The organism is Calditrichota bacterium (assembly GCA_014359355.1).
Lineage (GTDB): Bacteria > Zhuqueibacterota > Zhuqueibacteria > JANLFK01 > Oleimicrobiaceae > Oleimicrobium.
The window spans coordinates 1-22,464 of record JACIZP010000257.1; the positions used below are offsets into that span (position 1 = coordinate 1).

The 22,464-nt window shown below is 61.9% G+C and carries 16 protein-coding genes and 1 pseudogene; 2 read left to right on the top strand and 15 right to left on the bottom strand.

Translation table 11 applies throughout. The annotated features are described in order from the left end of the window. Positions 1 to 417: 417 nt before the first annotated feature. Genes H5U38_11280 through H5U38_11290 form a run of 3 tightly spaced genes read right to left on the bottom strand, consistent with a single transcriptional unit; the run spans position 418 to position 3,086 of the window. Positions 418 to 933 (bottom strand): hypothetical protein, encoded by a 516-nt coding sequence (locus H5U38_11280; protein MBC7187607.1) that lies wholly within the window; start codon positions 931 to 933, stop codon positions 418 to 420. Positions 934 to 957: 24 nt separating this feature from the next. Further along, complete coding sequence (locus H5U38_11285) at positions 958 to 1,842, bottom strand: EamA family transporter (protein ID MBC7187608.1); 885 nt, start codon at positions 1,840 to 1,842, stop codon at positions 958 to 960. 47 nt (positions 1,843 to 1,889) lie between these two features. After that, complete coding sequence (locus H5U38_11290; GenBank protein MBC7187609.1) at positions 1,890 to 3,086, bottom strand: PAS domain S-box protein; 1,197 nt, start codon at positions 3,084 to 3,086, stop codon at positions 1,890 to 1,892. A 419-nt stretch (positions 3,087 to 3,505) separates the two neighbouring features. Between H5U38_11290 and H5U38_11295 the strand changes: the two genes are divergently transcribed. Both H5U38_11295 and H5U38_11300 read left to right on the top strand, forming a co-directional pair. After that, positions 3,506 to 3,916, top strand: coding sequence for a hypothetical protein (locus H5U38_11295; GenBank protein ID MBC7187610.1), 411 nt, complete (start codon positions 3,506 to 3,508; stop codon positions 3,914 to 3,916). 60 nt (positions 3,917 to 3,976) lie between these two features. Then, positions 3,977 to 4,495, top strand: coding sequence for a hypothetical protein (locus H5U38_11300; GenBank protein ID MBC7187611.1), 519 nt, complete (start codon positions 3,977 to 3,979; stop codon positions 4,493 to 4,495). A gap of 455 nt (positions 4,496 to 4,950) precedes the next feature. Here H5U38_11300 and H5U38_11305 read toward each other — a convergent pair whose 3' ends face one another. The 12 genes and pseudogenes from H5U38_11305 to H5U38_11360 form a co-directional block, all read right to left on the bottom strand. Next, positions 4,951 to 5,934 carry a GDP-mannose 4,6-dehydratase gene (locus H5U38_11305; GenBank protein MBC7187612.1) on the bottom strand — a complete coding sequence of 328 codons (984 nt, stop codon included), beginning with the start codon at positions 5,932 to 5,934 and terminating at the stop codon, positions 4,951 to 4,953. Between the two features lie 17 nt (positions 5,935 to 5,951). After that, entirely contained in the window at positions 5,952 to 7,073 is a 1,122-nt protein-coding gene (locus H5U38_11310) for an undecaprenyl/decaprenyl-phosphate alpha-N-acetylglucosaminyl 1-phosphate transferase (GenBank protein MBC7187613.1), read from the bottom strand. Then, the gene (locus H5U38_11315; protein MBC7187614.1) at positions 7,070 to 8,287 is read right to left on the bottom strand and encodes a glycosyltransferase family 4 protein; all 1,218 of its coding nucleotides are present in this window, start codon (positions 8,285 to 8,287) and stop codon (positions 7,070 to 7,072) included. The genes H5U38_11310 and H5U38_11315 overlap by 4 nt, the downstream gene beginning before the upstream one ends. Positions 8,288 to 8,348: 61 nt before the next feature. Then, complete coding sequence (locus H5U38_11320) at positions 8,349 to 14,174, bottom strand: T9SS type A sorting domain-containing protein (GenBank protein ID MBC7187615.1); 5,826 nt, start codon at positions 14,172 to 14,174, stop codon at positions 8,349 to 8,351. Positions 14,175 to 14,581: 407 nt separating this feature from the next. Further along, positions 14,582 to 15,739, bottom strand: a complete 1,158-nt coding sequence (locus tag H5U38_11325) for a lamin tail domain-containing protein (protein ID MBC7187616.1) — start codon at positions 15,737 to 15,739, stop codon at positions 14,582 to 14,584. A gap of 71 nt (positions 15,740 to 15,810) precedes the next feature. After that, positions 15,811 to 16,545, bottom strand: a complete 735-nt coding sequence (locus tag H5U38_11330) for an SdiA-regulated domain-containing protein (protein MBC7187617.1) — start codon at positions 16,543 to 16,545, stop codon at positions 15,811 to 15,813. Between the two features lie 90 nt (positions 16,546 to 16,635). Continuing rightward, a complete protein-coding gene (locus H5U38_11335) occupies positions 16,636 to 17,151 on the bottom strand; it encodes a lamin tail domain-containing protein (GenBank protein ID MBC7187618.1) in 516 nt (171 codons plus the stop codon). Positions 17,152 to 17,169: 18 nt separating this feature from the next. Then, positions 17,170 to 18,420, bottom strand: a complete 1,251-nt coding sequence (locus H5U38_11340; GenBank protein MBC7187619.1) for a hypothetical protein — start codon at positions 18,418 to 18,420, stop codon at positions 17,170 to 17,172. A 245-nt stretch (positions 18,421 to 18,665) separates the two neighbouring features. Then, positions 18,666 to 19,709: pseudogene (locus H5U38_11345) on the bottom strand (inorganic phosphate transporter). Between the two features lie 10 nt (positions 19,710 to 19,719). After that, positions 19,720 to 20,364: a DUF47 family protein gene (locus tag H5U38_11350; GenBank protein ID MBC7187620.1), complete on the bottom strand. Its 645-nt coding sequence runs from the start codon at positions 20,362 to 20,364 to the stop codon at positions 19,720 to 19,722. Between the two features lie 18 nt (positions 20,365 to 20,382). Further along, a complete protein-coding gene (locus H5U38_11355) occupies positions 20,383 to 21,978 on the bottom strand; it encodes a DASS family sodium-coupled anion symporter (GenBank protein MBC7187621.1) in 1,596 nt (531 codons plus the stop codon). A 3-nt stretch (positions 21,979 to 21,981) separates the two neighbouring features. Continuing rightward, positions 21,982 to 22,449, bottom strand: a complete 468-nt coding sequence (locus tag H5U38_11360; protein MBC7187622.1) for a CYTH domain-containing protein — start codon at positions 22,447 to 22,449, stop codon at positions 21,982 to 21,984. Positions 22,450 to 22,464: the final 15 nt, after the last annotated feature.

Sequence of the window (22,464 nt, forward strand, 5' to 3'; positions counted from 1 at the left end):
TCTTCGTGCGCGGAGCCATCACAGAAAACACAAATGTTGGGCCGGAAGAATGAACCGGGGATGCAGCGCGGCTCCATGATGCTCCTCTTACGCTTCGTCCGGCAGCCGCAGACGCCCGGAAGTTAGTGCGTCGAGGAAACTCCGTTGAAGGGAGCGCACATCGGCGAAAGTCCGGCGAGTTGTTGCTCGCGCAAGCCTTCTCCAGAGAATACAGCACGAAAGGCCCGGTGAAGTCGTGCAGCCCATTGCGGCAACGAACAATCGTCCCGGGATTCATGAAACAGTCTCCACGACAAGCACCCTGCTTAGATTCATCTCTCGCGCGCCTCTCCACTTCAGCATGGGCGGTTGCCATTTTTTCAGCCGCGGGGAGGTGACATGTCTCGTGCCAAACCACCGCTGCAAGGTGGCGCAGCCTCACAGCCCCGCCGGGTCGACAAAAAGGTCAATCCACGGCAACTTGTACGTGAAGCGCACATAGAGCAAGGCGGAGACGACCACCAAAATGACCACCAGCACCCGGAAAACGACCGTCGGCTTGTTCCCTGCGAGCTGCTTCTCCAGCACTCCACCCATGACGCCGGAGATGTAGGTAACCGCAAGCGCCCAAAGGAGCTCCACGGGCAAAGGCTCGAGCTTACCGCACAGAGCCGGACCCACATACCAAATCAGAAAGACCAGCCAGGGCACGAACACTGTTGATAGCAAGCGTGAATACCAAAAGGCCGCCGTTTCGCGTACCCGCTGCTTGGCCGCGGCGTATTCGATCGCGCTGGCCGCGAGATAGGACCAAAACGCCATCTTCAGGTGCTGAAACACCGATTCGTTGGTGCCACAAAAGGGAGTGAGAACGGCCCAATGGGTCAGATCGTAGAGGAAATGGAGTACGGAAAAGAGAAGCAGGTAGACGAGCGCCTTCACGTAGCTGTTCATCTCGGTCACCTCCTGCGATTGCGCTCAGCCGGCAAACAAGAGTCCCACGCCTGCGACGGCAACCAGGGCACCGACCCACGCGCGTGGCGAAGGCTTTTCTTTGTAGACCACCCGCACCACCGGGATGATGAGGATGGGCGTGGTCGCCATCAGCGTGGAGGCGATGCCTGTGGCGGTCAGCTTCACGGAGGTCAGCATCAGCCAGATGCCTAAGAACGGCCCGACAATGGCGCCGCCGGTCATGAAGGCGAGCGCTTGGCGGTTGCGCAGGGCACGGACGCCCGCCTGGGCGCGTCCCGCAACCAGCGCCAAGGCCCAGACGCCCACCACGGCGGTGGTCACGCGAATCACCGTGGCAGAAAGTGCATCCAGGCTGTTGCCCATAGCCATCTTGGAGAGGACCAGGCCCACCCCCTGGGCAGCGGCCGCTCCGACTCCGGCGACCACACCCTCGATGTTTACGCCTTTGGCGGTGGGAGTAGCAGAGTTTCGCTCGGACACGACCCACACCACGCCGGCCAGCGTCGCCACCATACCCGCTACAGCCACAGCGCTGAGGCGTTCGTGCAGCACCACTCGCGCCGCCACTGCCGCCACCGGGGGTGCCAGCGTGCTAAGCAGGGTGGCAAGGCGCGGGCCCAGGAGCACCACGGAGCGGAAGAAGAGCGCGTCGCCCATCGCCAAGCCGAGAAAGGAGCTGCCAGTGAGCAAAGCAACCTGGCGAGAGGTTGCCCAGGTGGGCCAGAGCACACCGCGACTCACAAAGAGGGTGGAGACCAAGAAGAAGGCCCCCATAGGGATGCGCAGCAAATTGGTGGCGAAGGCCCCGACCCTTTTGCTTGCCTCGCCAAACAAAGTGGTGCCCAACGCCCAACAGGCGGCAGTCGCCAACGCTGCCAGTTCGCCCACGTGCTATGCCTTTCCTCCGCGGCTGCCCTTGAGGTTGCCGCCCCTGCTCACGCCGCCCTCGCGCTGCTCACGCGCCCGGCATCCTGCTTTGCCACAGGGATTTCTACGATGGCGCGTGTGCCCACCCCCACCTGGCTTTCCAGATAGAAGCGGCCTCCGTGAGACTCGACAATCTGCTTGACGATGGGCAGGCCGAGGCCCGTCCCCTCTCCCTCCGCCTTGGTGGTAAAAAAGGGCTCGAAAATCTTGTCCTTGATCTCGTCAGGAATCCCCTGGCCATTGTCTTCGATGACCATGCGCACAAAGTTGCCATCCTCCGTCAAAGAGGTGGACACGGTGAGCACGCCATCGCTCTTCATGGCGTGGGCAGCGTTGATCTCCAAGTTGCGGATCACTTGCTCGATCTGGTTGCGGTCCCCGCACACCGGTGGGAGATCTGGCGCAAAGTGTTTCTCAATGCGAAAGCGCTTCAGCACCCCGCTGAGCACCAGCGTATCGGTCGTGTCCTCCAGCACCTCGGTCAGGTCCATGCTCTGCAGTTGTGGGCGAGCCGGCTTGCTCAACGACAGCAGGTTGCGGCCATGGAGCGCCACTTTCTCCAGATGGGTCAAGAGGCGCTGGCCTATTTTCCGCACCTCCTCCTGGTTGTCGGCGCGGCGCAGCAAGAGCTGAGTCTCCACCAGCAAGCCGCTGACCAAGTTGTTCAGCTCGTGGCCGATGCTGCCGGCGATCACTCCGAGGGTCGCCTGCTTCTCCGACTGGATGAGTTGTTCCTGCGCCCTCTTCTGCTCGGTAATGTCCTTGTAGATGAGGGAGACAAACTGCACTGTGCCGTCCTCGCCGAGAATGGGCGTGGCCGAGATGAGGACGTTGCGCGGCTGGCCTTCCTTGGTGTACCGCACCGCCTCGTAAACGCGCACCACCTTGCCGGCGCGAATTTGGCTGTTGACATAGTCGCTGGACGGACTGACGTCCGGCCGGATGATCAGATCATCGAGGGTCTTGCCGAGCGCTTCCTGTTCAGTGTAGCCGAACACCTCCTCGGCACCCTTGTTCCAGGAAAGCACGCGCAGGTTGCGATCGACGGTCATGATGGCGTCCGTCGCGCCGTCCACGATGGAGCGGTACAGGTGCTCGGACTTGCGCAAGTCGGCGGTCATCTCGGCAAAGAGGTCGCGGAGCCGCGCAGCATATTCGGCCAGCTCTCGTTCGTACTTCTGTGCCTTGCTTGTGGATGTCACCACTGCTGATACCTCGCAAAGATGCGCAAACCCCGCGGCGTTGCGCGGGGACAGATTCACGGCCGCTGCAAAGTAACAAAATCGCGCAGCAAAATCAAGCAGAAATCTGCGCCCTTGCAGCTTTGCTCGGAAGCTCGGCCACTTCGCGCAACCAGGAAAAATGTCTTGACAATGGCACTGCGCCTCCGTACATTTGGGCCACGCTCCGAGCAGCAAGACGGGACGGCACGCACCGAGGGAACCTGGGGCTTGAACCGCGGAGCGACGCAGAATGCTGCCACAAGCGGCAGATCAACGGTGCTGCCTCCGCGTAGTGCCTTATCCTGACGGCTACACCCGGCATGCCTCCGGTTACGTTCGCGTTGGCACAAGGTGAGAAACACTGACTGAGTCAGCTCCGCCACACCAGAGGAGGGAACAGGGTGCAACGAGTCTTTTTTGTCCTGGGGGTGGCAAACAATGTGATGCTCATTGCGGTGTTTGTCCTGCGCGTGCGGCACATGGCCCTGCTGGAGCGGTTTGGCTGGGCATACCTGCTCTTAGCTCTGCCTGCGGCCTACGCCCTGCTTCTTACACGCAGCCACCCACAGGGAGTGCAGTACGCGGTGTTTTTGAGCATCTTCTTGGCGTTCTTAGCTCTTGAAGGGCTGTTCGACTTTGTGCTCCGCCTCCCCTTCCGCGAGCAGTGGCGCCTGTTGGCGCCGTATCTCATGCTGTACTTTGCCATGAACTATGGCTTCGTAGTCATGAGCTGGAAAGCCTCACCCAAGCAGGGCCTGGTCATGCTCGCGCTCTTCGTGCTGCAGATAGCAGCGAACATTGCCACCCATTAGCCGTATGCACGGGCGAATGGCTACGCCCCAGAAGTGTACCTGCACTGCGGGAGGGAAAAGATGGCACGATCAAGGGCGAAGGGCTCCGCCTCTGTGGCGGAGTCCGGTTCGGCGCTCCACAGGTTCATCCATGGCCTGCGGCACCTTGCCGCCTCTTTGGCTCTGCAGCCGCACGAGTATCAGTCCCGTCGGCGACTGGGTGGGCTGCCCATGCTGAGCATCAACCTTGGGCCGGAGACTTCGGACGGCCAGCTCCGCCATGCGCGGGGCATCATCGCCATCGGCACCAAGGCCACGGGCGTGGTGGCCATCGGCATATTCTCGGCCATCGGGGTCGTCGCGCTGGGCTTTCTCACCGCCGGTGTCGTGGGAGTAAGCATCGCTGGCGTCGGTCTGCTCACGGTGAGTGTGTTCGGCTTAGGCGGCATCAGCGTGTCTGCTCTCGCGATCGGCTACATAGCGGTCGGCGTGTTGGCAGTGGGCATGCGCGCCCTCGGCGTGGTGGCAATCGGGGTGAAGGCAGTGGGCATAGTGGCCCTTGGGCGCAGTGTGCGCACCCTGTTCGCACTCTGGCGCTGAAGCACGCTGCGAGGTCTCGGCACCTGTCCAGCCCGGGCTGTTCCTGGGTCGAGGAGGGCCGAAGCGCCAGCAAGCACGGCCTTTCGCCGCACACCGCACGGTCCCGCCATGTGGCCAGCACGACCTTGCTCCGCTCTGCCATACAGCAGCGGCGGAGCGGATCACAAACGAAGGGCCTCGTCAGCAACGTCAGCGGGCGCCCGCAGACTCAAGGCTCACAAAGCCTCGGCGAGCGAAGAAGCCACGGACGTTGTAGGCAACGAACGGCGTACTCCAACCCGGACACCTCGAATAGCGCCACTCCCCCAAGAGCCTTGATGGGCAACCGGAGGCTGCTACCCCGGAACACGGGCTCCTTCGCCTCTGGCCTCTACACCTGTTCTTCCCCAAGAAGCTATCGGTGGGTCAGCTCCCTCGTCGTGCGCTCGCAGTGTCGCAATACGCGCCTCCCCCGCTCAGGATGCCCATTGTTGCTTCATCTGCTCCCGGGTGTAGTCGATGACCTTTTGCAAAATTTCATCCAGGCTGAACTTTGGCTGGTAGCCGATGAGTTGCCGGATCTTGGTCAAGTCCGGCACGCGCACGCGCATATCCTCAAACCCGGCCTCGTAAGCCTTTTCGTAGGGGATGTAGACAATCTCGGAGGGGGAACCGGATAGTCGCTTAATGCGCTCCGCCAGCTCGGCAATGGTAATCGCCTGATTGTTGCCGACGTTGTAGATCTGCCCCTCTGCCGCCGGATGCTCTGCTAAGGCAATGAGCGCCTCCACCACGTCGGCCACGTAGGTGAAGCAACGCACCTGGGAGCCGTCGCCGTACACAGTGATGGGCTCGCCCCGCAGGGCCTGGCCCACCATGCGCGGGATCACCATGCCGTAGCGCCCGGTTTGCCGCGGCCCCACAGTGTTGAACAGCCGCGCAATGACCGTGCGCAAGCCCTTCTGCTTGTGGTAGGCCAGGGCGAGGAACTCGTCGATGCCCTTGGAGGCTGAGTAGCTCCAGCGGCTCTTGGTGGTGGGCCCCAACAGCCGGTCGTCGTCCTCTTTGAACGGCACCGCTTCGCTCTTGCCGTAGATTTCCGAAGTCGAGGTGATCAGCACCTTGCGCAGGTAGCGGTTAGCCAGGCGCAGCACCACATGCGTACCCAAAATGTTTGTCTCGATGACCTCCACGGGCCTGCTGACGATGAGCTCGACGCCCACTGCCGCAGCCAGATGGTAGATGATGTCGCACTCCGAGACCAGCCGGTCCATGACCGTCTCATTGAGAATCGTCTCCACCGCCACATGGAAGCGCGGATTGTCCCGCAGGTGCTGGATGTTCTTGAGCGTACCCGTGGATAGATCGTCAATAGCCCACACCTCGTAGCCGCGGCGCAGCAGTTCCTCGCAGAGATGCGAGCCGATAAACCCTGCGCCGCCCGTCACCAGTATGCGCATGCGCACTCCTTTCCTGTTCAGTCCTGTTCCTTGGGTGCCCCTCTGCGTCGCCGAATGTGCATCAGGGAAACGATAATCGCAAAGATGACGAACTCATTCAAGAGCACCAGGATGCTCTGCCAGACGTTGAGGCTGGGGAGCAGCGCGGCCCCTACGCCCACGCCAAAGGTCACGAGGTACAAAAAGAGCACCGCCTGTCTGGGCGTCATGCCCATGTCCATCAGACGGTGGGAGAAGTGGCAGCGGTCCCCGACCCAGATCGGTCGCCCTTCGCGAAGGCGGATGAACACCACGGAGAACGTGTCAAAAAGGGGTACCCCAAGCACCAGCAGCGGCAAGATGACCGGGAGCAGGCCCGGACTGCCTGGAACCACGTACGAGCCGACCAGCGTCAGACAGGCAAGCACATAGCCCATGAACAGGCTGCCAGCGTCGCCCATGAAGATGCTGGCCGGGTAAAAGTTGTAGCGCAGGAAGCCCAGCACTGCCCCCACCAGCGCAGCGAGCATCAGCGCCGTGAAGACTTGACCTTGCAACGCTACCACAGCAAAAAGCACGCTGGCGGCGATTGCGGCGATCCCAGCGGCTGCACCGTCGGTATTGTCCAGGAGATTGAAAGAGTTGGTTATGCCCACGATCCAGAGCAGCGATATGAGATAATCCAGGGCCACGCCCGGCATGAAGCTGGTGCGTATTCCCACGGCAATGGCCGTGAGGGCCGCTACCGTCTGCCCGGCAAGTTTCACCCGCGGCGAGAAGTGGATGCCGGTCAGGTCGTCCGCCGTGCCCACACCGGTGACCACCGTGGCGCCCAGGAGAATGCCAACCACCTTAGGCAAGACGTGGCGCAGGCGGGAGACCTGGACCACAAGCGGCGCCAGGTAATCAGCCACGAGCGGATTAGAGCGCAACAAGAGGAAAAGGCCGATGTTCGCCACCACCACAAGGAGAAAAGTGGCATACATGGCGATGCCGCCCAACAACGGCATCGGCTTGGCATGCGCCTTGCGCGAGATGGGCCGGTCCAGCACCCCCAACTGCAGGGCAAGACGTCGACAACACGGCACCAGCAGCAGTGCCAGCCCGAAAGAGCTGACCAGCACGTACGCATAGAGCAAGGCTTTGAACTGCCAGGTCATCGCACCAGTGCCTCCAAAAGGTGGGCGAGCCTCTCGGCCTGGGCGCGGCGCGAGAAATGCTGCTCCACGTAGCGCCTGCCGTTGGCTCCCAGGCGACGCGCCAGAGCGCGGTCTTTTGCCAGACGCAGGATCGCCCGGGCAAGGGCCTCGGGGTCCTCGGGTTCCACAAAGACTCCCCCCTGAGCCTCTTCCAGCACGCGGCGTGCTTCCCCGTCCACCGCCAGCAGCACTGGCCTGCTGCAGGCCCAGGCGTCGAACATCTTGGAGGGCAAGGCGCCTGTGAAAAGCGGCTTCCTCTTCAGCGGCACGATACAGGCGTCGGCGGCAGAGATAAGCTCCGGAATCCGCTCGCGGGGCACTTCGTCAAGGAGGAGCAGGTTGTCAAGGCGCCACTGCTGCACCAAAGCGCGCACCTGCTCCTTGACCGGCCCCTCACCCACGAAGACAAAACGGACGTCGGAGTGGTCCTTCAAAAGCCGGGCCGCTGCGCAGAGCACTTCCATCCCCTGGGCAATGCCGAAGATTCCGGCATACATGGCCACGAATTCATCCCTTAGGCCCCATTCCCTGCGCGCCCCTTGCCCGCGGTCATAGAACAGCTCGGTGTTCGTGCCGTTGGGGATGAAGACCAGCTTCTCCTCGGCCACCCCTCGGGAACGAAGCACCTCGAAGATGCCTCTGGTCACCACCGGCACCGCCAGGGCATTCCGGTAAAGGGCCAGCTCCAACTTTTCAGCCAAGTGAGCGTAGGTACGGCTGCGTATCTCGCCCAACTCCACTGCCGAGAGTGGCCAGACGTCGCGTACCTCGAACACAAACCGCGTACGGCGGACGCGCGCAATGGCCAGGCCTGCTGCGCCGACAAAGAGAGGCGGCGACGTGGCAAAGACCACGTCGAAACGCTTGCGGTCAAGCATGCCTGTCAGCGAGGCCATAAAGGCGAACGAAAGGTAGAACGCTAAGCGAGTGGCAAAGGTTTTGCGCGGCGAGGTCATCACCCAGACGCGCAGGACCTCCACGCCATCAAGCCTCTCGCGCACCAGGAGCTTGCCCCGGTAGCCCGCGTGAATGATGCCCTTTGGGTGATTCGGCACCTCGGTCAAGACAGTGACCTTATGCCCCATGCGCACCAGATTCGTCGCCATTTCGTAGGCGCGGTTCTGTGTAGCCCCCACCTCCGGGGGGAAGTATTGCGAAAGGTAGAGGATATTCACGTCAGTTGGGCAGATTCCTCGGTGTCCAAGAAGCTTCTCTCTCTCAGTTGGCTGGCAGATGCTACCGCGCCACCACGACCTTGCCTATTACCGCCACCTGTTTTCCCTCCTGGGTCGCGGTGATTTTATAGAGGTACACGCCGTTGGCCAGTTCGTCGCCGTCCTCGTCTCGACCGTCCCAATGCACGCGGTTGAACCCGGTTGCGCTTGGGGCGTCATGAACCGTTTTGATCAGCCTACCGGCAAGAGTGTAGATGCGAATGCTCACCTCGTCTGCGGGCGCGGTCAGTACATAGCAGAAATCCGTGCCCGTGCGGAACGGGTTCGGGAAGTTTACCACGTCGCGCAGTTCGAGGCGCTCGGCCACCTGAAAGTCGATCCGAAGGTGAGAGGTGTTGCCGTTCGGGTCAGTGAACAGGACCTCTATCTCGTGCCGACCATTGGCCAGGGTCGGCTGAAAAACTATGGAGCCTTTGAGGCGCTGGTCGGCAGCCGCGTCGGGCGGCAGGAGCTGTAGGCGCGGCTCGCCACCGGCGAACGACAGGCGCGTCCCATCCAGCAGCAGGTGCAGGCCGGCGGTGTCGGTGAGGGCCCCTCCGCTGTTGTCGTACAGGCGCACCACAATCTGCGGGCGACCACTGACGAACTCACCGGCCGCGACGGCGTGGCCGTCCGCAAGCAGCTCGAGGGCCGGCGCGAGCGAGTCCCGCTGGACCTCCACGACGCAAGCCTGATCGTTGTTGAATTCCGCCGGCTCGCCGATCTGGTCGCCTGGATCGACCCTGGCGCGGAGCTCGTAACGGCCTGCCAACCGCGCAGTCGGCCATGCGCGCCGAACCACTGCGGCGCTATCCGGCGCAAGGGGACGGCGCAGGGTGTCGGTGCCGAACAGGTCCTCCTTGCTCTGGCTCACCTGACTCCACCAGACCACCACCTTTTCGGCAGGGGCATAGCCGAGGTTGTGGACCTCCAACTCGAGCTGCACAGGGTCGCCAGCCACCACGTTGCCTGTGGGTGTGACCCGGAGGGGGAGCGCTGCCAGCTCCGGCGCAGGCGTAAAGGAGGTGGCCCACCACTGCAGCGTCGGCGACCAGCGGCCGTCGCTGGTGAGCAGCTCCGCACGCAGCCTCACCAGCCTGAAACGCTGCGCATCCAACCCGCTGAGGTCCAGTGTTCCCTGCGGGCCACTGCCTTCCTGCACCCTGAGCCAGGCACCTGAGCTCCACTCGTAGCCCTCCACGGCTACTGCCACCCTCGTGCAGGGGGCGGGCTCCTCTGCCTGCCATTGCACTTTCTGCCAGCGCGTGGCCGGCCCGATCAGCGGCGACTGCAAGATGCCTTGGGCAATGTAGAAGAAGATGCTGTCCTGCAGCACCGCCACGCCCTGGCCACTCTTCACCAGCTTCTCGGGCACGCTCCCGGGGGTTGCGCCCTTCCTGCCGATGATGGCCCAGGAGTCGCGGGCTCCCACCTGTCGACAGAGCGCACTCCCTATCGATTCCAGCGCTTGGTAGGCCGCCTCGGTCATGCTGTGGCTGCCCTCGTCGGCAATAGCCGCCAGGACAAGCATGCCTTCAGGTATCTGCGCCACAAAATCAGCCAGCCGTTGCGCCTCGGCAGTCGACTCGTAGGTGTCGAAGGCCATGGCCTGGACCACCTGTCCGTTGCCTGGGTGCACGACGGCCAAGTTGTGGCCGCGCCCTTGTGCCAGGGCCGGGCTGCCGGCCACCAGAAGCCTGGCGTACTGCCCGTCGTTGTACCCTGCCGACTCGGCGCGCAGAACCACTTTTTCCCGCGCCAGCTGCACCCCTGTGGCTGTTTGTTCTGTGCCCGCGAAGAGACCCGCATCTGTCTCCGCGGGGAAAAGCTGCTGCCAGCGCGTCTCTTCGGCCCCTTCAGCAAGAGTGAAGGATGCTGCGCGCCACGGCCCAGGCCCGTTTGCATAGACCGCTCTTGCCCGCCAAAAGTAGCGCCGTCCCGCAGAAAGCGGCGCAGGAGTCCATCGCGTGGAGAGCAAGCCAGGCAAGATCTCCGGGGAGCGCTGCAAGGCTCCTGACGAGAAATCCGCAGTCGTATCCACCTCGAATTGCACGTATTGAGGCGAGCCTGAGGCGGACACCGGGGTGAGTACCTCCAGCGTCGGGGTGACGTCCAGCAGCGCATGGGGGAAAGGCTTGAGCAGCACCACCTCCACGGCGCCCACCGGCACGCGGATGGTGGCGCGGTTGTTCGTCTCCACCGCCTCGCGGATGCTGTCGTCAGGATCGACCACCGCTTCCAGATCAAAGCTGCCGCTGCGCCCTCCCAGGCGCCAGGCAAACGCGGCAGTGTCCTGCCACCCCAAGGCAGACAAAAGCTTGGGCGTGTCAATGGGAAACGCGCCAGTTCCTGGCGACCGTCCCCAGAGCCCCACCTGTACTGGGCCGGGCGTAGCCAGCCCAAAATTGTGCACGCGGACGACCACCTGGACCAAGGAGTCCTCTTCACTGGGCGTGGCAGGAGTCAGGGAGAGGTCAGCGGGCTGAACCACCAGGTCCGGCAACGAGGGCAAGGCCAAATCCGTAGCCGGGTCACCAAGCAGCGAGTACTGCAGAATCACATTCCTGGTGAACTGACTGTTCCCGAGGCTCTCCCACAGGCGCAGCTTTGCCAGGGTCGTGGCGGCGCCCAAGAGGTGTACAGTGTCGACGAGCGCAGCGCGAAACAGATTGGTAATCAGCACCTGGTCGTGGAAGAGGTAGCCCCATCCGGTGGTACCCCAGAAGCCGACCGCGCCGCTCTGGGGCAGTGTCAGGAACTCTTCCCCAAAGCAATTGGTGTAGGGATTGGCAAAGCGGGCCGTGTGGCAGGTCATGCTGGTCACAAACGGATAGCGCCCCTGGTTACGCAGCTCCCGCAGGTCAGTGGAGTTGAACATCAGGTCCCAGGTGCCGGTGCCCGCGTGCCCTACAAAGTTCGTCCACAGCACCCCCGCATTGAGAGCCGCCAGAATGTCATCGCGATGCTCCCCTTGGAAATACCCTTGCGAGGTCTTGCTTATCACCACGGGTTGGCAGGAGGCCGGCGGCTTGGCGATGATCGAATCCACGAGCAGCCGCGACTGTTGGGCGAATTGCTGCTGCTCCCAGGTGTCGAATCCACCGTTGATGAGCAGCACCTGCTTCTTCCATGCCGCGGGGGTGCTGTCCGACTCGTAGGCGATGATTTTGCGCACCATGCGCTCGGCCTGCTCCCCGTTCTCCGCAGGAATCCGTCCCACAAGAAGGTCCGGTAGAAGATCGTCAGGGCCGTCCGTGCAGGCGAACCAGGCATCGCTCACCGGATTGCCAAAAGTGGGCACATAGTCCTTTTTCACCGTTTGCGCAAGCAAACCCTTCGGGTCCCAGCACGCATCGCCGAGCAAAAGCAGGAAACGTGGGCTCCGCTGCCAGTGGGCAGTTGCGTGCTCCATAAGCAGCCGGATAGCGGCGGGGTCGGCCAGGCCATAGGTGAATTCGTCGTACACATCTTCAATGAACGCAGAGGTGACGGCGAAGCCATTGTGAACTCGGCGGAACGCGGCCAGCTCCTCTGCGGCAGCCGCAAAGCGCGGGTGGGTGATGAGCAGATAGTCCGCAGCATTCTGCGCCGAGCGCAAGTGCGAGGGCTGGTCCAGCACCATGCGAGCTGGGCTCCTCAACGTGCCCAGCTCGGCTGCCATGAGGTGCAGGGCAACACCCGACGAGTCTCGGAATGCCGCAGTCACTCCTCTGCCACCTGAGGAAAAGGAGATTACCTCGGCCAGGCGTGCTGGCCCCGTGCGTGCAGGTGCCAAGACCTCGGGCACAGACCCTGGGGTTGCCCCTTTGCGTCCGATCAGGGCCCAAGAGTCCCGCACGCCTACCTGCCGCGTGAGGGCGCTGCCCAAGCTCTCCAAGGCACTGTGCGCCCGCGGCGTCATGCCCACGCTCCCCTCATCGCGGATGGCGACCAGCACGACGGTGCCTGCCGGCAGACGCTCCACGTAGGCCGCCATGCTGTCGGCATTGGCCTGCGAAGCGTAGGTGTCGAAATTCCTCTTGTCCAGCACTTGCCCGCTCTGGCCGTCCAAGACCAGCAGGTTGTGACCCCGGCCACCACTCCACAGAAGCTGGTCGTCCTGCCAAAACTCGGCGCGGTTGCCATCGTGGTAGCCGGCAGAGAGCAGAACAAAACGTGCCCACCAGCTCGTTGAACAGCGGACCTCGGTGACCAGGCGCCCCTTGTCCACGTCGACAACGAGGATGCTGTCGGAAGAAAAGCCCTGAATTGCAATGTCTCGTGCCCCTCCACTGGCTGGCAGGAGGCCAGCGAAGCGGCCTGCTATGGCCTTGGGGCGACGCGGGTATACGAGTTCGATCCAGTCAAGATAGAATTGGTCGATGCCGGCACCCGTATTGCCGACTGAGGCAATGGCGAGATCGTTCAGGGCGCGCGCCGCATCGGCGGGGAACGTTGCGTCGACAAAGATGAGCTGCCGATTGTCAAACCAGACGTCGGCGGCCAGGCGGCCATTGAACCAGAGGCGCGCATGGTGGTCCGGGTTCGCCTGGTCCAGCGTGGTACCGCGCAGAAGCACCCTCAGCCGCAGGCTATCCCCTTCGAAAGCCAAATCGGGCAGTGGCACCGGCACGCTCAGGGAATCCCCGGGGTTGAAAAAGTGCCAAACCCACCCTTCGCCAGGTGTGGCGAAGGTGTTATGCACCTCGGCGTCGCTGTCGCCGTGATAGTAGTGCCTCTCTTCTTCAAGGTGCAGGGTATCGGCGAACCAATGGAGGAATTCCTGCCCGGCAGGCGCTGCTGCAGTTGCGACCAGGCGCTTTCCTTCCGACCCTCCCCAGGTCAGCCAGTAGACGTTCGTGTCCGACTGGGCCGCATAGTAGGTGGTGTCGCCCCGTCGGCGCTCAGCAGAAAAGACCAGCCAGTCGTCTGCATCGAACACGCCATCGCCGCCTTCGGCCACGTGCAGAGCTACCTCCTCGCCCCTGTAGTACAGGCGCAGCGTACTGCTAGGAACCACGCTGGAAATGCCCAACGACTGCAGCTCGCGGCCGCGGACCGCGTAGAGGCCTTGTTCCAGCAGCAACAACTTGCAGTAGGGCCGCGCCGGGTCGTACCAGCCATACTCGTCCTGAGGAGTGCTACGCCCCAGCGGCATTGGGGCCTTGCTACCCCGCAGGAGGTCGCCCGCCACGCGTTTGAGCTCGTCCCCCACAGGCGGCAGTTGAAGGGGGGTCTGCGCCGTACCCTGCCATTGCACGCGGAGGCGCGCCCGCTCGACAAGCCGTATGCTCCCCGTGGTCGCAGCATAGCGGAGCGGATGGACTGCCACCCGGACGAGCCGGTGACCAGCCACTACGGCCGCACCGTCAAGCATTGCGATTGGCCTTGCGGCGACCGGGTCGCCTGGCCCGTGTTGTGCAGGGGCAGCAAACCGATAGCTCACTCGGCTCATACCCTCAGGGCCCTGCTCCTGGGCAAGCAGGACACGCGGCAGGCGATAGGTCCCGGCAACTGGTGTGCAGATGCTGTCCTCTACAAGCACCGTGACCCTGGCCCCGGGCGGCACCTCAATGGCCAGGCCTGCGACTGGCAAGGCCAAAGCCCCATCGACAAGGTCTATGGGCAGGTCGCCGAGCAGAGGGAGGTGAACTTCCTCTCCCCCATCCACCAAGCGCTCAAAACGCAGGGCAGGGGCAGCCCACTCCAGCACACAGTAGTTCGCTCCCCGCTCGACCATGTGCAGGGCAGGCTGCCCGGCAAAGGCCAAGGCGGCTACCGAGCAGAGGAGGCTCACTACCGTTGCTCTATGTGCTCGCAGGACAGTCACGTTCTCCGGCCAGAAGGTCATCGCCTGCCTGAGGTCCACGGGCCACTCGAGACGGTGTCCTCAGTTGCTGCTTCCCTTGTTGCGTCAAAAGATAGCACTATTTTCCGAATCTGCAAAAGTCTTTTTGCAACGTGCCCCTTCCACTACTCTTGGCACACACCCTGCAGGCCCGCAGGGGCCCACCTTGCCAGCGAGAGGCCAGCTCACCCCCGAGAGGTTCCTCCGCACAGTCCTCTTGCCCGTAAGGCATTCCCCCGCGCGCTTGTCAGAACCTCCCGGAGGCTCCCCCACAGGCGCCCGAGGCGAAACCATGAGAACGCAGCGGGCTCTTGAGACCCGCCCCGGGCTCGCCACATTCCCAAAAGCAAAGAGGCCGCCGGCGAAATCGCCTGCGGCCTCTCGCGAAACAGGGGACCGTAAAGCCAAGGGCTGGAGGGCGCCCTTCGCTACTTAAGCAGCACCATGCGCCGCGTCGCCGTAAACTCCCCGGCCTGCAGCCTGTACAGATACACGCCAGAGGGCAGATCACTCCCGTCCACGACTATGCGGTGGCTGCCGGCGGCCAGGGGTGCGTTGACCACCTCTTTGACCTTCTGCCCGAGAGCGTTGAAGATGACCATGCTGACGTGCGTGTTGCTGGGCAGATACACGTCCACATACGTGGTCGGGTTGAAGGGGTTGGGGTAGTTCTGGCTCAAATGATAGGTGCCCAGGACCGCCGGCTGTTCTGCGACGCGCACCGGCGAGCCGTTGCTACCGCCCCGCGTGATGACCGACACGAGCTCCCAGGGCCCGCCATCTGGGACGCGACTGTAGGACTGGGTGACGTCCATCGCCGGAAAGGCGACCGAGTCTATCACCACACCGTCAGCGTCCTCAAGCCATGCCCACTCACCGCTGCTTGACAGGCCAAAGTCGGCCGGGTCACCGGTGTTATCGGTGACAATGACGAAGAAGCCATGCGGCGGAAGCACTGTCCCCGCCGGAAGGAGTTTCTTCGGCTTGGTGCCCGCCTTGCCGCCGTTGTCGTAAATCTTGTAGCCGGAAATGTCCACGGTGTCGAGGGTGGCGTTGTAGACCTCGATCCAGTCTGGATCAGAGGTCGTTCCGCGGGAGTAGATCTCGTTCATCCGGAGGACACCGTTGAGCGAGCCGCGCGTGACGCGCTTCAGTATCTGCCACGGACCGCCGTCCGGGTACCGGCCGTACGATTCGGTGGTAGCCAGCGCGGGAAACGCCACCGTGTCGATCACCGCACCGGTGGCATCCTCCAACCATACGGTCTCGCCACTGCTGGAAAGGCCAAAGGCGCTGGCCGTGCCGTCCTCGGTAACCACCACGTAGACCCCCAGGGGCGGGATCACGGTCCCGGCGGGAAACTCCTTCTTCGGCTTGGTGCCCGCCTTACCGCCGCTGTCGTAGATCTTGAAGCCGGTGATGTCCACCGTCTGTGAGCTGGCATTGTAGAGCTCAATCCAATCGGGATTCTCGTTGGTGCCACGGGAGTAGACCTCGTTGAGGAGAATCGCCGACTGCGCGTAGAGAGCTCCTGCCAACAGCCATGCGGCAACCATGAATGCCGCACCGTAACTAAGCTTCTTCATGTCCACCTCCTTTGCAATGCACTCCTTCCGTGCGCCAGCTCGGCGATGCACCGCACGCGGAGCCGGCCATCCTACGGCTTGTCAAAGGCGTAGAGCTTTGACTCGCCGTCCTGCACCACGTAGAGGGTGCGCCCAACTACAGCGATCCCCTCCCCTTTAGAAAAAGGTATGAACCACTCCCCTAACAGGACGCCCTCCCTGCTGAACTTGCCGATCTTGAGCGACTCGTCGCTGATGATCCACAGGCAGTCTTCCGCCTCGTCATAGCAGATGTCCGACAGGTCGGTGAATGCCGTGATCTCCACTCGTGCCACTTCGGCCCGCCCGCGGTACCGGAGGAGCATGCGGGGGTCCTTCTCGTTCACCACGTACAGGTTGCCGTACTTGTCCAGCGTGACCCCTTCGAGCGCATGATTCTCCGCAGTGGCCACGCGCACTGAGAAGGAAAACAGTTCTGTTCCGTCCCAACGCACGGCGGTGACAAGCTGTGGGCGTTCCTGAACAACGTAGAGCGTATCGCCACTACCGGTAACTGCCACGCCTTCGAGGTCCACGCAGGCGATCGGTATGCTTCTAATAACCCTGCCCGTGAGGTCTATCTCAAATACCTCCCCGCGGTCATCGGATACCACGAGCAGCGAATTGCTCACCTTGCGGTAACAGATACCAGAGGCCTCCGCAATCGCCGGACTGATGACGTAGGTCGCCACTGGCTGCAGCGTCGGCACCTCAGCTTGCGGCGGGAGTCCAGTGGGTGCTTTGCGGGTGCACCCACTGAACACCACGCCTGCAACCAGCACTGGCACCAAAAGCCACTTTCGCCACTCACCGGCTGACCGGAGAAAGCTCAACGCCTCCTCTGCTCCGACAGTGCTCCTTCCTTCGGTGGGGGGCCCTCATGGCTGGTTTGGACCGCCGCGAGTAATCGTGGCAAGCTGCCAGGTGGTCCCGCCATCCGGGATCCGCGAGTACGACTGTGTCACGTCCATGGCAGGGAAGGCGACGTAGTCGACGACCGTACCGGTGCTGTCCTCCAGCCACACTTCTTCACCAGCACTGGACAAGCCAAAGTCCGAGGGATCGCCGGTGTTGTCGGTCACCACCACGTAGTAGCCATGGGCCGGAACCGTCACGCCTTGCGGAATCGTCTTCTTCGGCTTGGTGCCACCCTTTCCTCCGCTGTCGTAGATGCGGTACCCACTGATATTCACCGCCGAGTTGAAGGGATTGAAAAGCTCCACCCAGTCTGGGGCATCTGCGGTGCCTCGGGAGTAGATCTCGTTCATCACCACGTAGGTGGCCTCTGGCGGCGGAGGCTCGGGACCTTGGATGGGCGGAGCCTCGCGCGAGCAGGCGAAAATGAGCAGGCCGGCCACCATTCCCAGACTCATCGCTTCCGTCTTTTTCAACATCGTGCAACCTCCTTTTGCTTAGAATGCCGCCTGGACGCGGAACTGAATGAACCAGTGATCGTCGTCGCCCAGCAGATTGCCCTTGCGCGTGGCGTACTGGTCCAGGTCGACCTTGGAGTAGTTGAACTGGAGCTTGATGTTCCTGTTCGGGTAGTAGTTGACGCCAAGCATCATCTGTTTGGAAGAGCCCCCATGGATGCCTGCTCCCAGGTCGTTCAGGTCAAGGAAGCTGGCGCGCGCCGCCAGTTCCAGCGCTCCCCACGAATGCTTCGGCATCTCCACAGGGCCTGGTTCCCCTTCGTCGACGTAGTAGTCGCGCGTCTCGCCGGTGACCATCCAGGTGACGAAGGCATAGCCGCCCTTCATGTCCACGCGCGGCTTGTTGTACCAGCGCTCCACGGTGGTCCACATCGCCTCAGACTGCAAGAAGAACGGCCCGTAGATGCCGAGCAGTTCCACGCCGGAGCGCAGGTAGTAGTTCACGTCCCGAATGTCGCCAGTGTGCAGGAGCTTGGGGTCGGACACGTAGGTCTCGTGCCGCGATTTGATCTCGATGGTGTTCTCTGGCAGATCGGCCACCGCGTCCGGGATCTTGTAGGCAAAGGCGCCACCGATGTGCAGGTTCCTCCCGCGCTGATTGATGGGCGCCAAGGTGAGGCGCACGTTGGTGGAGTAGCCCTCGTCGCGCGTCCCTTTGTCGATGCGCGTGCCAGCCTCGTGCCCCATGATCGCACCGGTCAACTGTCCGTATTTGGTCCAGTAGCGAGCCGCGGCTCCAATCCTCCTGCCAAGGGGAAACGCGTTGGAGACCGACGAGCGCTCCAAAAAGGTCAGGAGCAGCGAACTGGTGAGCCTCTCAAGCCCAAAAGGCTCTTTGAAATTCCCCACCTGGAGAGACAGATGAGTGCCTGGCACTCTGTACTTGACCCACATGTCCCGCAGGTCGAGAACCGCCTCGGCAAAGTCGACATCCAACTCGGTCTCCCAGTCCTTCCACAGCACGGTTTTCATGGCAAAGGTGAGTCTGCGAAACACGGCGCCGTCGCTCATAGGGTTCTTGCTGTCGAAGTAGAAAGCCGCGTCCATTTGCAGCCGTGCGTCGAACCACCAGCGGAAGGAGCCGTCCGCGGTCTGGAACACCATCCTGCCGTTCCTGGCCTCTGCACCCAGAGGCACCGAGTAGTCGCCTCCGGGAATTCTGGAGGCCTGACCGAAGACGAGCGCGGTGCCGAACAGCAGCATCACGACAACGGCGAATCGCTGTTTCATGACATAGCCCTCCCAAATTGGTCCAAAAGCCCTGTACTGCTCTCTACGCAAAACTCCCCCTGCGCCACACATTCCAGCCGCTTGCCACGCAAGGAGGCAGTCCTCTCCGCCGCAAGACCTCCCTGCCCTCTGGGCAGCCAGGCCACAGGCCCAGTGAGGCCTCTTGTGGCCGAACCCCCTTGCCCATACCTAGCGGAGTGTCGGTTTACCTCGGAGACCGTAGCCACCTCCAGGCCCGGCCCTGCCTATCGCACCACCGCTTGTTGGAAGACGTTTTGCACGAAAAACAGAGCGACAAAGGTCAACAGGGCGGCCACGACCGGCGTGAGCACCCAGCCGACTACGATCTTGCCCAGGTACCGATAGTTGACCACACGGCTACTCTTGAGCAGCCCCAAGCCGGAAATGGCACCGACGATCGCCTGGGAGCTGGACACCGGCACCAGCGGCAGTGACGGCAAGCCTGCACTGGTCAAGAGTGTCTTCAGTCCCTTGGAAGCAAAAAGCAGAAGTACCAGCGAATGCGCAAGGACCGCGATCATGGCAAGAATGGGCGTCAGCTTCACGATTTCGTTGCCCACCGCCGTCATCATGCGAAACGAGTAGCTACAGATGCCTAAGGAAATGGCCAGGCTGCCCAGCAGAAAGAGCTGCTGTCCACCAGTGATGCGCAAGGGCCCAGCAATGGTGATGTCGGTGAAAGGTGAAGCACGCACAAAGACCCCCACCACATTGGCAATGTTGTTTGCCCCCAAACTGTATGCACCAAAAGCACCCACCAGGATCAACCCCGCCCTTGTGTAGGCATCAAGGCGCAACAGATGAATGTGCGTCCTATTGAGCACACCCTTGAAAATGAAGTACAACACCACGGCGAAGGCACCCGCCAAGACGGGCGACACTACCCAAGTCGCGACAATTTTGCTGAGCACTGCAGGATCGGTGCGCGAATGGGTGAACATGTTCCATCCCAGAATGGCACCGACGATGGCCTGGGTCGTCGACACGGGCAACGTCGCCTTCGTCATCCAAAAAACGGTCAGGCCGGCGACCAGGGCCAAGGTGAACGAAGCAGCAGGCGCGCTAACCGCCCCGAGTGCCACCAGCGTCTACGTGGTGCCCGCCCCTCCAACTACCGCCCCGAGGATGACAAAGGTGCTGGAGATGAGGGCGGCCGTCTTGAAGCGCACCATCCTCGCCCCCACCGCCGTTCCAAAGACGTTGGCAGCGTCGTTGGCGCCAAGCGACCAACCCAAGAACAGCCCACTCAGTAGGTAGAACCAGAACATGCGCACGCGCTCACACGTAGCGTTTGATCGTAGCGATAGACAACCTGTCGCAGACGTCCTCCGCTTCCTCGGCGATTAGCTCGACATGGTAAGCGAAGTAGCGCAGGTGAATCTTGTGGCTCAGGCGCAGCTGGTGAGCGAACACTTCCCTCTTCAACTTCTCCGCCATCTTGTTGGTCTCTTTGCGGTAAAACTGCACCTGGTTGATGTTGTCCCGCACCGAGGTCAAGTCAGTGAAGTAGGCGCGAATTGCCCTGACCATCCCTTCCACTGCGGAGATGGAAAAGTCGGCAAGGTCTCCGAAGAAGGGGGAAAACTCTTCGCAGATATCTGGGCGCTCCACGGAAAACTGGAGCAACGTCTCCGCCATCCGGTTGAGCACCTTGTCGGCGTTTTCCAGCAAGCCAAGGACATCGCCTCTGGACTCAGGGATCAGCGTGTGCGAATAGAGGCTGGTCTCGATTTCCCGCCGAAGCCTGTCCCCAAGGTCTTCCATGTCCGACAACTGCTCCAAGTGCGACTCGAAATCTGGCAAGCGGCCTTTCAGGTAAAACTTCACCCCCTCCCTAAAGACCAGTCCCCCCTTGACGATGAGGTCCAGGTACTCATCAATCTGTACCTCGAGCCGTTTGCTGCGCCGGAAGAATATGCCCATACGCGCTCGCCGTCCAAGTTAAAAGATGCCAAAGACCCCGTGCGGCGTGATTCCTAAGAGGCGGAACCACGTCTCGCTGGCAAGCAAAGTGATTATCCATGTGACAATAAGCATGGTGAACCCATAACGGAAAGCCTCGCCGAGACTGTAGTGGTCGGTTTCGTAGAGCAGCAACGCCGGCTTACTATTGAACGGCAGGACGTAGACGTGCTCGATCAGAAACGCCACTGGCAGAGCCAAGCTGACTATGGGATAGCCAAACCGCGAGGCAGTACCGATGGCAAGCGGCACAAAGATCATGGCGCGCATCGTCTTTGACTGAAAAAGCAGCGCACTGAATAACATCACACTGGTCAGCAAGACGTACAACAACCAATAGGGAGTGCCTTCGCCGATGCCCACGTGGTCGAAGAAGGCATTGACGAGCAACGAGGGAAGATCGGTGATGGACAGCCCCGCGCCAAGGGCATAGGCACCCGCGGAGAAGAGCATGAGGTGCCAGGGGATGTCCACGTCGTTCCACTTCACAATGCCGATGCCGGGAAGCAGCGCCACGATCCCACCGACAAAGGCCACTGCCGTGGCACTGATGCCGTGCAGACGGTCCGTTGCCCACATGGCCAGGATGGCCATCAGGATGAGCACCGCCCGGATTTCTCGTGGCGAAACCGGGCCAAGGCTGCGGTACTCCGCCCGCAGCCGCTCCATCCCCCCCTGTATCTGCGGCACCCGCTCTTGCGGCGACAAGGGGAAGAAGACCTTGGTGGCCAGCACAAATCCGACCAACAGAATCACCAGCGTGACCGGCAGCATGGCTACCAGCCAGTCGGAGAAGAATATCTTCTGGCCAGTAGCGCCGCCGATTATGGCCACGGCCAGGAGGTTGGCCGCCGAGCCGGTCATGAACGCCTGGGCACCGACGCAATTCTGAAACAGGTTCTGAAGCACTATGCTTCGGCCGAAATTGTTGCGCTTCTCCCCTCCCTGAGCTCCATAAATGGCGGCAATGACCATGAAGATGGGCAGCAAAATGGCCGCCTTGGCAGTGGTGGCCGACACCAGCGCCGAAAGCACAAGATTGATGACGAGGAAGCTGAGGAAAATGTAGCTGGGCTTGCGCCCAAAGCGCAGGATGAACCACAAGGCAAACCGCTTGGCAACGCCGGTGGACACCAGCATGCTCGCCAAGACAAACGACATGATGTTCAGCCACATCACCTCGTGGCCCAGTTGCGCATAGGCTTCCTTCTCGGGGAGAACCTTGGTCAGCACCAGCGTGACAATCAGGATCAGGGAGGTCAAGTAGTTGGGGATAGCATCTGTGGCCCACAAGATTATGCCTGCCAAGAAGATACCCAGCATCAGGTGGTTGCTGCGCGCAAATGCTTCCGGCCCCAGGTTGCGGTAAGCGCTCTTGGCGGCATTGGATACCAGCTGCGCCCCGTCGATGTGCTGCAGGAAGGGAAGCTTGACTAAGTAACCGATGGAGATGAATGCCCCCAGGGCGAGGAAAGGACCGATCAGAGCCAGCCATCGCTCCAAAGAGGTCTTTTCCCTTTTCGGCAACCGATCGATGCGGTAGTTGCGCATGTCAAGGGGGTCGAAAGCGGCCATCGCTCACCAGTTCTTGTATGGGTTCTTCATGAGCATCGCGTTGTAGTAGCGGACGTCCCCAGTCACCTCGTCCCCCAACCACTCAGGCTTCTCGAATTCCTCCTCTTCAGAGTCCAGCTCCACTTCGGCGAGAATCAGGCCCTCGTTGTCGCCATAGAATTCGTCGACTTCAAACTTTTTCCCCCCAACCTTCACCTCGTACCGGCACTTGTCAATGACCCCAGGTTCGCAGATCTTCAGGAGGTCCTCGGCAACGTCGACGGGTATCTCTTGCTCCCATTCGAAGCGGCTGGCCCCAGAGGCGCCGCCGATGCCCTTGATGGTCAGGTACCCTTTGTCGCCTTTGATGCGCACGCGCACCGTCCTCTCTGGCACCGAAGAGAGGTACCCCTGCACGATGCGGGTCTTTTTCTCCGCAAGGTGCTTGAAGGGACCTTTCACCAAGAACTTGCGCTCAATCTCTCGGCCCATGTTTCGACCCTTTCT

Excerpts from the sequence above, each read along its gene's own strand:
- H5U38_11335 (MBC7187618.1), bottom strand. The coding sequence starts at position 17,151 with ATGTTGAAAAAGACGGAAGCGATGAGTCTGGGAATGGTGGCCGGCCTG.
- H5U38_11310 (MBC7187613.1), bottom strand. The coding sequence starts at position 7,073 with ATGACCTGGCAGTTCAAAGCCTTGCTCTATGCGTACGTGCTGGTCAGC.
- H5U38_11340 (MBC7187619.1), bottom strand. The coding sequence starts at position 18,420 with ATGAAACAGCGATTCGCCGTTGTCGTGATGCTGCTGTTCGGCACCGCG.
- H5U38_11280 (MBC7187607.1), bottom strand. The coding sequence starts at position 933 with ATGAACAGCTACGTGAAGGCGCTCGTCTACCTGCTTCTCTTTTCCGTA.
- H5U38_11355 (MBC7187621.1), bottom strand. The coding sequence starts at position 21,978 with ATGGCCGCTTTCGACCCCCTTGACATGCGCAACTACCGCATCGATCGG.
- H5U38_11300 (MBC7187611.1), top strand. The coding sequence starts at position 3,977 with ATGGCACGATCAAGGGCGAAGGGCTCCGCCTCTGTGGCGGAGTCCGGT.
- H5U38_11305 (MBC7187612.1), bottom strand. The coding sequence starts at position 5,934 with ATGCGCATACTGGTGACGGGCGGCGCAGGGTTTATCGGCTCGCATCTC.
- H5U38_11325 (MBC7187616.1), bottom strand. The coding sequence starts at position 15,739 with ATGAAGAAGCTTAGTTACGGTGCGGCATTCATGGTTGCCGCATGGCTG.
- H5U38_11350 (MBC7187620.1), bottom strand. The coding sequence starts at position 20,364 with ATGGGCATATTCTTCCGGCGCAGCAAACGGCTCGAGGTACAGATTGAT.
- H5U38_11360 (MBC7187622.1), bottom strand. The coding sequence starts at position 22,449 with ATGGGCCGAGAGATTGAGCGCAAGTTCTTGGTGAAAGGTCCCTTCAAG.